At 54.6% G+C, this 12,073-nt stretch carries 13 protein-coding genes; all 13 read left to right on the top strand.

Annotated elements, in window-relative coordinates:
• Positions 1-226: 226 nt before the first annotated feature.
• Genes gspC through IMQ33_RS09695 form a run of 13 tightly spaced genes read left to right on the top strand, consistent with a single transcriptional unit; the run spans position 227 to position 11,979 of the window.
• Positions 227-1,006: a type II secretion system protein GspC gene (gspC, locus tag IMQ33_RS09755; RefSeq protein WP_253082672.1), complete on the top strand. Its 780-nt coding sequence runs from the start codon at positions 227-229 to the stop codon at positions 1,004-1,006.
• A gap of 18 nt (positions 1,007-1,024) precedes the next feature.
• Positions 1,025-2,989, top strand: coding sequence for a type II secretion system secretin GspD (gspD, locus tag IMQ33_RS09750; protein WP_161712422.1), 1,965 nt, complete (start codon positions 1,025-1,027; stop codon positions 2,987-2,989).
• On the top strand, positions 2,986-4,491 hold the full coding sequence (gene gspE, locus IMQ33_RS09745) for a type II secretion system ATPase GspE (protein ID WP_098930410.1): 1,506 nt from the start codon (positions 2,986-2,988) through the stop codon (positions 4,489-4,491). The genes gspD and gspE overlap by 4 nt, the downstream gene beginning before the upstream one ends.
• 1 nt (position 4,492) lies before the next feature.
• Complete coding sequence (gene gspF, locus IMQ33_RS09740) at positions 4,493-5,716, top strand: type II secretion system inner membrane protein GspF (RefSeq protein ID WP_065683133.1); 1,224 nt, start codon at positions 4,493-4,495, stop codon at positions 5,714-5,716.
• Positions 5,717-5,744: 28 nt separating this feature from the next.
• Entirely contained in the window at positions 5,745-6,173 is a 429-nt protein-coding gene (gspG, locus tag IMQ33_RS09735) for a type II secretion system major pseudopilin GspG (protein WP_024530061.1), read from the top strand.
• Complete coding sequence (gspH, locus tag IMQ33_RS09730; protein WP_196062674.1) at positions 6,173-6,724, top strand: type II secretion system minor pseudopilin GspH; 552 nt, start codon at positions 6,173-6,175, stop codon at positions 6,722-6,724. The genes gspG and gspH overlap by 1 nt, the downstream gene beginning before the upstream one ends.
• Complete coding sequence (gene gspI / locus IMQ33_RS09725; RefSeq protein ID WP_065683135.1) at positions 6,721-7,086, top strand: type II secretion system minor pseudopilin GspI; 366 nt, start codon at positions 6,721-6,723, stop codon at positions 7,084-7,086. The genes gspH and gspI overlap by 4 nt, the downstream gene beginning before the upstream one ends.
• Positions 7,083-7,682 (top strand): type II secretion system minor pseudopilin GspJ, encoded by a 600-nt coding sequence (gene gspJ / locus IMQ33_RS09720; protein ID WP_161739434.1) that lies wholly within the window; start codon positions 7,083-7,085, stop codon positions 7,680-7,682. Before gspI ends, gspJ begins: the two co-directional genes overlap by 4 nt.
• A complete protein-coding gene (gene gspK / locus IMQ33_RS09715) occupies positions 7,679-8,665 on the top strand; it encodes a type II secretion system minor pseudopilin GspK (RefSeq protein WP_196062673.1) in 987 nt (328 codons plus the stop codon). The genes gspJ and gspK overlap by 4 nt, the downstream gene beginning before the upstream one ends.
• Positions 8,665-9,864, top strand: coding sequence for a type II secretion system protein GspL (gene gspL, locus IMQ33_RS09710; RefSeq protein WP_196062672.1), 1,200 nt, complete (start codon positions 8,665-8,667; stop codon positions 9,862-9,864). The genes gspK and gspL overlap by 1 nt, the downstream gene beginning before the upstream one ends.
• Entirely contained in the window at positions 9,857-10,345 is a 489-nt protein-coding gene (gene gspM, locus IMQ33_RS09705) for a type II secretion system protein GspM (protein WP_196062671.1), read from the top strand. The genes gspL and gspM overlap by 8 nt, the downstream gene beginning before the upstream one ends.
• Entirely contained in the window at positions 10,335-11,078 is a 744-nt protein-coding gene (locus tag IMQ33_RS09700; RefSeq protein WP_196062670.1) for a type II secretion system protein N, read from the top strand. The genes gspM and IMQ33_RS09700 overlap by 11 nt, the downstream gene beginning before the upstream one ends.
• Positions 11,079-11,136: 58 nt before the next feature.
• Entirely contained in the window at positions 11,137-11,979 is an 843-nt protein-coding gene (locus IMQ33_RS09695) for an A24 family peptidase (protein ID WP_196062669.1), read from the top strand.
• Positions 11,980-12,073 lie beyond the last annotated feature (94 nt).

Raw genomic sequence — 12,073 nt, 5'->3', positions numbered from 1 at the left:
TAAGGGCTGACAGCGGTACTGAGTTGTAAGGTTTTAGTCATAATCTTACATATTCTCAAACGACAATGCCCCCAACGATATGCCCACCGATTGACTGATATCGGTGAACTTCTAGCTGGCGTAAACAGAGAAGCAGGCAAAGGAAGGCAAGATGCGATTTTCTGTAATGTTATCGGTGTGCAGAGAGGCTACTTTCAGGCTGTTAACGCCGCGATGGGCTTTATGCGTGCTGTCACTGTTGATTTGCAATCAACTCGCCTTGCTCACCTGGCATGGGCTCCTGCCCTCTGAAATATCCCCCGTACGCTTATCCAAAGCAGACTTCGCACCAGTAACAACGGGCGGTGGGGGTGAGCCTGAACGTTACCGCTTCACCCTCTTTGGTACTTCGCTACCCTCATCTTCCGCCACTAAGCATTCGGTCTCTGACCAAACCCTGCGTAACGCACCGCCTTCTTCTCTCAAGCTAAACCTGACCGGCATTGTCGCCAGCCCCAATTCAGAGCGTTCCATCGCCATTATCGCCAAAGACAGCAAGCAGTTCAGCCTTGGCGTGGGGGAGTTGGTGCCTGGTTATGACGCCCGAATTGCGTCAATTTTTGCCGATCGTATCGTGATCTCCTATCAGGGGAATTATGAGTCGTTGTTGTTGTTCAGCGAGCAACCCGAGGCCGCTAAGAGTGACAAAAAAACTTCAGCGTCGCAGCTCAAGGCACAGCTGCAAAAGCAGCCGCAAAGCATTCTCAATTACCTGAATATCTCACCGGTGATGGTGGAGGACAAACTCATCGGCTATCGACTCAATCCGGGCAAACAAGGGGAGTTATTCCGCAAGGTCGGGCTGCATGAAAACGATCTTGCCGTAGCGCTTAATGGCCTGGATCTGCGCGATGCACAGCAGGCTCAACAGGCATTGAAACAGCTTTCAGAACTCAGTGAACTGAATCTTACCGTTGAGCGTGGCGGTCAGTTACAGGATATCTATTTGGCTCTTGGAGATGACTAATTGTTGAATACAAAAATAATCAGGAGCTTACGCATTGTGCTACTGGCGGTGATGCTGCTTGGTACTCGGCAGGGCTGGAGTGCCGAGTTTTCTGCCAGCTTCAAGGGCACGGATATTCAGGAGTTTATCAACACGGTCAGCAAGAACCTGAATAAAACGGTGATTATCGATCCTGCCGTGCGCGGCACTATCACCGTACGCAGTTATGACATGCTCAATGAGGAGCAGTATTACCAGTTCTTCCTCAGCGTGCTGGACGTTTATGGCTTTGCCGTGGTGGATATGCGTAACGGCGTGTTGAAAGTGGTGCGTTCCAAGGATGCGAAAACCGCTGCGGTGCCGGTAGCCAGCGATGCCCAGCCGGGCGAGGGTGATGAAGTGGTGACACGTGTCGTGCCGGTCAATAACGTGGCGGCACGCGATCTTGCCCCGTTACTCCGTCAATTGAACGATAACGCCGGGGCTGGCAGTGTTGTGCATTATGAGCCTTCCAACGTGTTGTTGATGACCGGGCGTGCAGCGGTCATCAAACGCTTGATGGCGATTGTTGAACGCGTTGACAAGGTCGGCGACCGTAGTGTGGTCACGGTACCGCTGGCCTATGCGTCTGCTGCTGAAGTCGTCAAACTGGTCACCGAATTGACCAAGGATGCCAGCAAATCAGCGATGCCAAGCCTGATGGTAGCCAATCTTGTTGCGGATGAGCGAACCAACTCGGTCTTGGTCAGCGGAGAACCCAACTCCCGCCAGCGGATTATCGCCATGATCAAGCAGCTGGATCGTGAGCAGGCCGTGCAAGGTAATACCAAAGTGATTTACCTGAAGTATGCCAAAGCCACCGATCTGGTTGAGGTGTTGACTGGCGTCAGTACCAGTATTCAAAGTGAGCAACAGAATGCCAAGCCGGCGGAAGCACTGCGTAAAGACATCACCATCAAAGCCCATGAGCAAACCAATTCACTGATACTGACGGCGGCTCCGGATGTCATGCGAGATCTGGAGAAGGTGATAGCTCAGTTGGATATTCGCCGTGCACAGGTACTGGTAGAGGCGATTATCGCAGAGGTACAAGATGCCGATGGCTTGAACCTGGGGATCCAGTGGGCTAACAAGAATGCCGGAGTGACGCAGTTCACCAATACCGGTTTGCCTATCACCACGGCGATTGCCGGAGCCAATCAATACAATCAGGACGGGACGGTTAATAGTACCCTGGCCAGCGCTCTCAGCAGTTTTAACGGTATTGCTGCCGGTTTTTATCAGGGCAATTGGGCCATGCTGCTGACCGCGCTTTCCAGCAGTAGCAAGAATGACATTCTGGCGACACCGAGCATTGTCACGCTTGATAACATGGAGGCGACGTTCAATGTCGGCCAGGAAGTTCCCGTCCTCTCCGGCTCGCAAACGACATCCGGCGATAATATCTTCAACACGGTGGAGCGTAAAACCGTCGGCATCAAGCTGAAGGTCAAACCGCAGATCAACGAAGGGGATTCCGTGCTGCTGGAGATCGAGCAGGAGGTTTCCAGTGTGGCTGATGCGGCTTCCAGCAGCAGCGCTAATCTGGGGGCGACCTTTAATACCCGCACGGTCAATAACGCGGTGCTGGTAGGCAGCGGCGAAACCGTGGTGGTGGGTGGCTTGCTGGATAAAACCGTTCGCGACAGCAGCGACAAGGTTCCGGTGCTGGGGGATATCCCGGTGCTGGGCTATCTGTTCCGCTCCAACAGCAAACAGGTTTCCAAGCGCAACCTGATGCTGTTCATCCGCCCGTCGATCATCCGGGATCGTGACCAGTATCGCCATGCCTCCTCAGAAAAGTATCAGGCTTTTAATCAGGAACAAGACCAACAGCGTGGCAAACAAGGGAGTGCAGCCACGCTGAATAACGAGGTACTGAAGTTGCCACCCGATCAAAACGGTGCCACTTTCCGCCAGGTTAATGCCGCGATCAGCGCATTCTATTCAACGGGGGGGCGATGAATACCCTCCCCGAGGACCTGAGTGAATTACGCCCGCAGTTGCCATTTGCCTATGCGCGCGAGCAACGCATATTGCTGTTGCGGGATCATGCGGGGTGCCGTGTGCTCCGTCTGGCGGAAACCACCGCCACAGCATTGCTTGAGGCGCGTAGGGTTGCCGGGTGTGGGCTGACTATCAGCACGGTATCGGGTGAAGAGTTTGAGAAACAACTGGTGATCAGCTACCAGCGCGATTCGAAAGAGGCGCGACGCATGATGACCGATATCGGCAATGAAATGGATTTTTATACCCTGGCAGAAGAGCTACCCGACAGCGACGACTTGCTGGATGCCGATGATGATGCCCCTATTATCCGCCTGATCAATGCGATGCTGACTGAAGCCATCAAGGATAAAGCATCGGATATCCACATCGAAACCTATGAACGTCATTTGCAGATCCGTTTCCGGGTCGATGGCGTGTTGCGTGAAATTCTGCGCCCTCAGCGGCGGTTGGCCTCTTTATTGATATCGCGCATCAAGGTCATGGCGCGGCTGGATATTGCCGAAAAGCGGATCCCGCAGGATGGGCGCATGGCACTGCGAATCGGTGGCCGAGCCATTGATGTGCGCGTTTCGACCTTACCGTCTAATTATGGTGAACGAATTGTTCTGCGTTTACTGGATAAAAACAGCGTCAGTCTGGATCTCGCCGCGCTTGGCATGTCTTCACCTAATCGGCGGCAGATCGATGAACTGATCCAGCGGCCACATGGCATTATCCTTGTCACCGGTCCGACAGGTTCCGGTAAGAGCACCACCCTCTATGCAGCATTGAGCCGCCTCAATGCCAGCGAACGCAATATCATGACGGTCGAAGACCCCATCGAGTATGAACTCGAGGGTATCGGCCAGACGCAGGTAAACCCCAAGGTAGATATGACATTTGCTCGCGGTTTGCGAGCCATTCTGCGTCAGGATCCTGATGTGGTGCTGGTTGGGGAGATCCGCGACAGCGAAACCGCTCAGATTGCGGTTCAGGCATCACTGACTGGGCACCTGGTACTCTCCACGCTGCACACCAACAGCGCGCTGGGGGCCTTATCGCGGCTGCAGGATATGGGCATCGAGCCTTTTTTGCTTTCCACTTCATTACTGGCCGTATTGGCACAGCGCCTGGTTCGTACACTCTGCCCCGATTGTCGTCAAGCTTATGCAGCCGATCCGGTCCTGGCCGATCAGATGGGGATTTTACCCGGAACCCCATTATGGCAACCGAAGGGATGCTCGCAGTGTAATTTTACCGGTTACCGTGGGCGTACTGGTATTCATGAACTGTTGCTGATTGATGACCGAGTGCGTACGGCTATCCATCAGGGAGAGAGTGAATTCACGATTGCTCGTCAATTACGTAATGAATACAAAACATTGCGCCAGGGGGGATTGGAAAAAGTATTGGCGGGCGAGACCAGTTGGGAAGAGGTGATCCGCGTGACCGAAAGCCAGTCTCAGGAAGAGGGATGACATGGCCCTCTTTCATTATCAGGCGTTAGACGAGCGCGGCAAAAAACGGCGGGGAGTGCAGGAAGCGGATTCAGCCCGCCACGCCCGTCAACTTTTACGCGAGCAGGGGTTGGTCCCTGTAAGCCTGGACGAAGGGCAGGATGAACGCCAGCAGGCCCAAAGCGGGCGGCGCCTTTCATGGGGGCGGGGGATTAGCAGTGCCGATCTGGCGCTGTTGACTCGTCAGCTTGCGACCTTGGTTGCCGCTTCCTTACCCTTGGAGGAGGCGCTTGATGCCGTGGCAAAACAGAGTGAAAAGCCCCGGCAGCGCAGCCTGATGGCCGCAGTGCGCACCAAAGTACTGGAGGGACATTCCTTGGCTGAGGCCATGAGCGGTTATCCCACCAGTTTTGAGCGGCTGTACTGTGCGATGGTGGCGGCGGGTGAGGCTTCTGGTCATCTGGATCTGGTTCTGAACCGGTTGGCGGATTACACCGAGCAGCGCCAGCAAATGCGAGCTCGTATCCTGCAGGCGATGATTTACCCCTGCGTGCTGACGGTGGTAGCCATCAGCGTGATCGCCATTTTACTTTCCGCCGTCGTGCCCAAGGTGGTGGAACAGTTTATTCACATGAAGCAGGCACTTCCGCTATCAACGCGTGTGCTGATGGGGCTGAGTGACGGAGTTCGAGCTTTTGGCCCTTGGGTGCTGTTGTTGCTGTTATTGGCGCCGATGCTGATGCGTCTGTGGCTGCGCCAAGAAGCGCGGCGCATTGCTTTCCATCGGCAGTTGCTGCGCCTCCCGGTGATCGGACGCATCGCACGAGGGCTCAATACTGCCCGTTACGCCAGAACGCTGAGCATCCTCAATGCCAGCGCGGTGCCATTGCTGCAAGCGATGCGTATCAGCGGAGAGGTATTAACCAATGAATATGCGCGCCGCCAGTTGTCATTGGCTACGGAATCAGTGCGTGAGGGGGTGAGCCTGCATCGGGCTCTGGAAATCACTGCGCTGTTTCCCCCGATGATGCGGCACATGATCGCCAGCGGTGAACGCAGTGGGGAACTGGACAGCATGTTGGAACGCGCGGCAGACAATCAGGATCGGGAGTTTACTGCCCAAATGCAGTTGGCATTGGGGCTTTTTGAGCCTTTGTTGGTGGTGAGTATGGCGGGTGTGGTGCTGTTTATCGTTTTGGCGATCCTGCAGCCAATCCTGCAATTAAATACCTTGATGAGTATGTAAATTCAATCTGCAAATAACGGAGAGAAAAATGCGGCAACAGCGTCAGCGAGGTTTTACCCTGCTGGAAATTATGGTGGTGATTGTGATCCTGGGCATCCTGGCGAGTCTGGTCGTGCCTAACCTGATGGGAAACAAAGAGAAGGCGGACCATCAGAAGGTCGTCAGCGATATTGTCGCGCTGGAGAGCGCGTTGGATATGTACAAGCTGGATAACAGCCGATATCCCACCACCGAACAAGGGTTGCAGGCACTGGTGACCAAGCCCTCGGCACAACCGGAACCGCGCAGTTATCCCCAAGGTGGCTATATTCGCCGTTTGCCGCAGGATCCCTGGGGGGCAGACTATCAGTTGCTTAGCCCGGGCCAACACGGTCAGTTAGACGTTTTCTCTTATGGCCCAGATGGCATACCGGACACCGAGGATGATATCGGTAACTGGACTATTGGTAAGAAGTAGTGCGCCAACGCGGCTTTACGTTGTTGGAAATGATGCTGGTTGTGCTGCTGATCGGGAGTGCAGCCAGTTTGGTGATCATGTCATTTCCAGCCATGCAACAAAATAACCCGCAGCTACAGCTGAAACGCTTTCAGGCTCAGTTGGCGTTTGCCATGGATGCCTCGGTGCAAAATGATCAGTTGCTGGGGATCCAGGTTCGACCAGATGGCTGGCAATTCCAAATGCTACAGCGTCAGGCCGCTGAAAAACGCGGGGCAGTATCTGGCTCGGATAGGTGGCAAGGTTACGTTTGGCAGAATTGGCAACCCCGTCAGGCGGCGTTAGGGAGCCAAATGCCTGATGATATCCGGCTCAAGCTGCATTTCCCCGATCGGCAGGAGTGGCCGCGTGCTGTGGAATCGGCACCGGAACCCGATATTCTGCTGTTACCCGGCGGGGAGGTTACACCGTTTGAGCTGGTTTTCAGTGAGGCCGGTAGCCAACCCTTGGTTTGGCTTCGTGTAGACGCAGCAGGCGCGATCGATTCGTCAGCAAACGGAGCAACACAATGAACACCCAAAGAGGGATGACGTTGCTCGAAGTGCTGGTGGCACTGATCGTTTTCGCTTTGGCGGGGTTAGCCGTGCTGCAAACCACGGCACAACAGGCTGGCAGCATTGGCCGTATGGAGGAAAAAATACTGGCAAGCTGGTTGGCGGATAATCAACAGGTCAGATTACATCTTGAGAAAACCTGGCCGGAAAAACGCTGGATCGGCACCACGGTGACCTATGCGGGCGAGGAGTGGTCTCTACGCTGGCAGGGGGTTGATACTGAACTGGGGCAATTACGGGCAATGGATGTTGAGGTGAGGCGTCATAAAGAAGACGCTGCGCCAGTGGTTTCTTTACGCAGCTACGTGGTGCGGGAATGAGTTGTCGTCGCCAGCGGGGCTTCACGCTGCTTGAGATGCTGTTGGCATTGGCGATTTTTGCTGCGTTGAGCATCAGTGCCTTCCAGGTGTTGCAGGGGGTGATGCGCAATGATGAGATTTCGCAGCGCAAGGCGCAGCGGTTGGCCGAGCTTCAACGTGCCTTTATACAGTTGGAAGGGGATTTCGGTCAGATCATCCCTCGCCATCACAGAGGGGATGAACGCGTGTTTTCTGCGGCGCGCTATCAATTACAAAGTGACGACTGGGGCGTCTCTTTCATGCGCAACGGTTGGCAAAACCCGATGGGGATGTTGCCCCGTGCCGAGTTACAACCGGTGGGATATCGTCTGCGCCATCAGCAGTTAGAGCGGTTGAGCTATGCCCATGCGGATCCGCTCGTTGGGGAAGAGCCGGTGGTCAAGGTTTTGCTCGATGAGGTTAGTGTCTTTCGCCTGCGCTTTTTTGCTGAGGGTACGTGGCGGGAGAGTTGGAACAACGCGTCGGTTTTGCCGCAGGGGATTGAAGTGACATTAGTGGTTGCTGGCGTGGGTGAATTGACCCGCCTCTTTTTGATCACGGCGGTGGGGCAAGAATGAGGGCGCGGCAAAAGGGCGTTGCCCTGCTGGTGGTGTTGCTGATCCTGGCGCTGATGGTGACGATTGCTGCGACCATTGCCGAGCGAAACGGGCGCACTTATCTGCGTACCGCAGCTCATTTGGATCGCCAGCAGGCAAAATGGTATGCCCGCTCGGCAGAAGCACTGGCGGTGAAAATTTTGCAACGAGATGCGCTGGACTCACCTAATAAAACACATTTGGCGCAAAACTGGGCGCAAGAACAGCGCCGTTTCCCCGTTGAAGGCGGGGAGGTGTTTGGGCAGATTGTTGATGGCCAGGCCTGCTTTAATCTCAATGCTATTAACCAAGGGGCTGCTACTGAAGGTATGCAGCCGACATTGCCTTATGCTACCCAGGTTTTTAGAGAGCTGTTAATCAACCTGGGTGAAGATCCCCTGCATGCGACGCAGATAGCCGCTGCTCTGCGTGACTGGATAGACAGTGACAGCGAGACAGGCATTGATGGGGCTGAAGATGAGGTCTATATGGCCCAGGCGGTGGCTTACTTGCCCGCCAATCAACCCATGCAGGATGTCAGCGAGTTGCGGACCGTCTCAGGGGTTGATGCCAGCCTTTATCGGCGTCTTTTACCTTACGTTTGTGCGCTGCCAACACAGACGCTGTTGGTAAACGTTAATACCCTGAGTGAGTCTCAAGGGCCATTACTGGCGTCGCTATTTCTCAAGGAGCTTGATTCAGCCATGGCGACTCGATTGTTACAACAGCGTCCACGTGAAGGGTGGAGCAGTACGACGGCATTTTTGGCACAGGTTGCCCTTAAGGACATCGACACCTCAACGGTCAGATCGCTGTTGACGATAAAGAGTGAGCTGTTTTTAGCCAGTTTTACCGTGCTGATGGGGGAGACTCACTATAGCCAGCGCAGCCTGTTGCGCAAAGCCGGTAACAGTTTCCTGGTGGTACAGCGGCAATATGGATTAAGCATGATGGTGGAGCCTTGATGCCTAACAGAAAGCCCCGTGAGCAAGCCAGGTTGATCCTGCGCTTACCCAGCGATGAAACGCAGCCAGTGTTGTGGTATTTCGCTTCAGCAGACGGTCATCAGCAAGGTAGTTTGGCTATGGAGGAGAACGATGACCAATTGGTGAACCTGCTTGCCAGATACCCTGCCTGGGTATTGGTGCCTGCGAGCGAGTTGGTTTTCCATCGTGTGACGCTGCCTCGTCGTGCCAGGCGTCAGCGTTTGCAAGTGCTGCCGTTTATGCTGGAGGAGCAACTGGCAACGGAGGTTGAACGGCTACATTTTGCCATTTTGCAGCAAAGTGGTGATGAGTGTGACGTTGCGGTAGTTGATAAAAGCCTTATGCATCAGTGGATAGCCCGTTGTGAACGTCTGGGGGGACAGGTGCAGGCAATGTTGCCAGATGTGCTGGCGTTACCCTTGGCCGCCGACGGTTGGAGTGCGGTCAGTCTCAATGATCAATGGCTGTTTCGCCGGGAAAAGCATGCCGGGATGATTGTTGAATCCTCCTGGCTATCGGAGTTTTTGGCCGTGTGGGCACCGCCGGTCATTGAAAGTTACTCCGCACCACCAGCATCCACTACTAGCCCTCCGGAATGGCGTGTTCAACCACCGCGGCATTTACTGCAGTTGGCGGCAGAAGGCGTGCACGATAGCGGAGCCGATCTGCGCCAAGGCGAATTCACCCGCTCGAGTCCTTGGCGTGCACGATTACGCCCCTGGCGAACCGTGATGATGGCATTAACAGTGTATTTACTGCTGTTGTGTGTGAGCGCCGGGCTATCTCATTACCGGCTTTGGCAACAGGCTGAACATTGGCGGCAGGAAAGTGTGCGGGTCTACCAACAGCTGTTTCCGGCTGATAAAAAGGTGGTTAATCCACGCGTGCAGATGCAGCAGCACTTGCAGCAATTACAGCCTATCGAGCAAGCCGGTGTGGTCGCACAGATGCACCAATTGCAACAGCTGATGGCGGAGAACTCGGCAATCCGGTTCCAGGCGCTGTCTTATGACGCTGGCCGTAAAGAGCTGAAAGTCGATGTACAGGCGGCCTCTTTTCAGGCGTTGGAACAGTTTCAGGTTGCTGCCGGGCAGCGTTACCAGGTGCAACCTGGCGAAATCAAGCAGAATCCAACTGGGGTAGAGGGCCGACTGACTCTGGGGATAAAGGATGAATGAACTCAAGCACCGCTGGCTACAGCTCAGCCTTCGGGAACGAGGTTTGGTACTGGGCTGTGGTGTATTGGTTATCGTGAGCTTGTGCTACTACGCACTATGGCTGCCCTGGCAACAACAGGCTAGCCAATGGCAACGTACTATCGCCCGTGAAAAAAACACGGTGGAATGGATGTTGCAACAGGCTCCGCGCTTGCGCCAACAGGGGGCACAACCCATACAGGAGACCTCCCTAAGCTTGTCGGCCAGGGTGGCACAGAGTGCTGCAGCTCAAAACATGAACATTACCCGCATGCAGCCTCAGGGAGAGCGGCTGGCGGTCACGTTGGAACCTGGCGATTTTAATGTCCTGATGCTTTGGCTCACACAGTTGGAAAAGCGCTATAGCGTTCGCATTGTGGCGCTTGAGGTGGCGATGCGTCCCGATAAACCAGGATGGGTGACGGTAAACAAACTGATGCTGGAGCGCAGCGATGGGCGCTAAAGCCAAAAAGGCCGTGCTTTTGTTGGCTTGTTATATCCTATTGCTGGGAGGCCACGCGCCGGCACGGGTATTACAAGCTTTTATACCCGCAGATATGAAGGTCGGTGGCTTTTCTGGTTCCCTGTGGCAGGGCAGTTTGCACCAGTTAAGCTGGCGTAACATTATGCTGGCGAAACTGAACTGGCAGTTCACTTTCTCCTCTTGGATGCCAGCCTTAGAGATTGAGCTAAGGGATCCGCAAGGCTTGCAGGGAGCCGGTATTCTGCGTGGTTGGCTGGATCTTCAACTGCATGAGTGGCAACTCTCTGTTCCTGCAGATGTTGTGCGCCAACAGTTGTCATTGCCTTTGCCGATCACCGCCCAGGGAGAGCTGCAACTGCGGTTGCAACAAGGAGAGTTCAGTTCCGCTGGTTGCCGGAGTCTTGGCGGTGGTGTCGTCAACTGGCAGCGCGCACAGTTGGCGACTCCGTTGGGGGCGTTGGAGTTGGCCAACGTGCAAGGCCAATTGAGCTGTGATGGAAAAGGGGCTCTGGTGTTGGTGTTGAAACAAGACTCCTCTCATCTGAGCCTGACGGGGCGTGGCACCGTCGGATTTGACGGGCGCTATCAGTTCAACGGTCAGGTGCGCCGAGGGCCGGTATTACCGGAGGCGATGAGGCCACTGATAAATCAGTTAGGCAGGGCCAACGATCAGGGGCAGATAGCCTGGCAGGTTCAGGGGCGGTTGCTTTAAAACGGACTGGCTGTCTTAAAAGGTTGGGTAGGTATTTGCCTGACTGCGGGGAGGCTTTTTGAGTTTATTACTGGATTTTACTGTTGCATTTCCGCTCCTCTGGCTGTGTGTCGTGGGTATGTTTGGGGCCATAGTGGGTAGCTTTCTGAACGTGGTGATTTATCGATTACCGGTGATGCTGGAGAAGCAATGGCAGCGTGAGGCGCTCGTGCAACTGGCGCTGCCCTTACCTGAATCCATACCGCGCTTTGATCTGCTATTACCGCACTCCTGTTGCCCGCATTGCCAGCATCGTATTGCGGCCAGGGACAATATACCCCTGCTGAGTTTTCTGTTGTTAAAGGGGAAGGCTCGTTGCTGTGGTGAGCGGATCCCAAGGCGCTACCCGCTGGTTGAAGTGGCAACGGCTATGATGTTTGTGCTGACGGCGCTTATATTCCCGCTAGGTTTCCCCTTGCTGGGCGCCTGGATATTGCTCTCTTTTTTGCTGACGCTGGCAGTTATTGATCATCAGACACAACTCTTGCCAGATGTGCTGACGTTGCCACTGCTGTGGATCGGACTTTTATTCAATATTCAGGGGCATTTTGCCTCGTTGGAACAGGCGACGATTGGCGCAGTGGCAGGTTATGTCTGCCTATGGAGCGTGTTCTGGCTATTCAAGCTGGCAACCGGTAAAGAGGCTCTCGGCTATGGTGATTTTAAATTACTTGCGGCGTTAGGGGCCTGGTTAGGTTGGCAAGCGTTGCCACAGGTGATTTTGGTGGCGGCGGCCAGTGGGCTGCTGGTTACGCTGATACAGCGCGGGTTGGCGAAACAAGATTTTAATCAACCGTTAGCCTTTGGTCCATGGCTCGCTGTGTCGGGCGCGGTCAATATGTTTATACCCTGGAGCCTTTAAGCTGAAAATAGCGCCTATGTCTTGATTAGAGGCGCCAGTAAGCTCACCCAGTCTTGTTCCTGAAGTACGAATTTTGCTAGTCGGTTGGCCAATG

It is taken from the genome of Serratia sp. Res13-Sevr-LER1-36-b (assembly GCF_015673035.1).
Lineage (GTDB): Bacteria > Pseudomonadota > Gammaproteobacteria > Enterobacterales > Enterobacteriaceae > Chania > Chania fonticola_C.
This window is presented reverse-complemented; position numbering and strand designations above follow the sequence as displayed.

Bases quoted from the DNA above. Each gene is read 5' to 3' on its own strand.
- gspE (WP_098930410.1), top strand. From the start codon at position 2,986: ATGAATACCCTCCCCGAGGACCTGAGTGAATTACGCCCGCAGTTGCCA.
- gspF (WP_065683133.1), top strand. From the start codon at position 4,493: ATGGCCCTCTTTCATTATCAGGCGTTAGACGAGCGCGGCAAAAAACGG.
- gspG (WP_024530061.1), top strand. From the start codon at position 5,745: ATGCGGCAACAGCGTCAGCGAGGTTTTACCCTGCTGGAAATTATGGTG.
- gspI (WP_065683135.1), top strand. From the start codon at position 6,721: ATGAACACCCAAAGAGGGATGACGTTGCTCGAAGTGCTGGTGGCACTG.
- gspJ (WP_161739434.1), top strand. From the start codon at position 7,083: ATGAGTTGTCGTCGCCAGCGGGGCTTCACGCTGCTTGAGATGCTGTTG.
- gspK (WP_196062673.1), top strand. From the start codon at position 7,679: ATGAGGGCGCGGCAAAAGGGCGTTGCCCTGCTGGTGGTGTTGCTGATC.
- gspL (WP_196062672.1), top strand. From the start codon at position 8,665: ATGCCTAACAGAAAGCCCCGTGAGCAAGCCAGGTTGATCCTGCGCTTA.
- gspM (WP_196062671.1), top strand. From the start codon at position 9,857: ATGAATGAACTCAAGCACCGCTGGCTACAGCTCAGCCTTCGGGAACGA.
- IMQ33_RS09700 (WP_196062670.1), top strand. From the start codon at position 10,335: ATGGGCGCTAAAGCCAAAAAGGCCGTGCTTTTGTTGGCTTGTTATATC.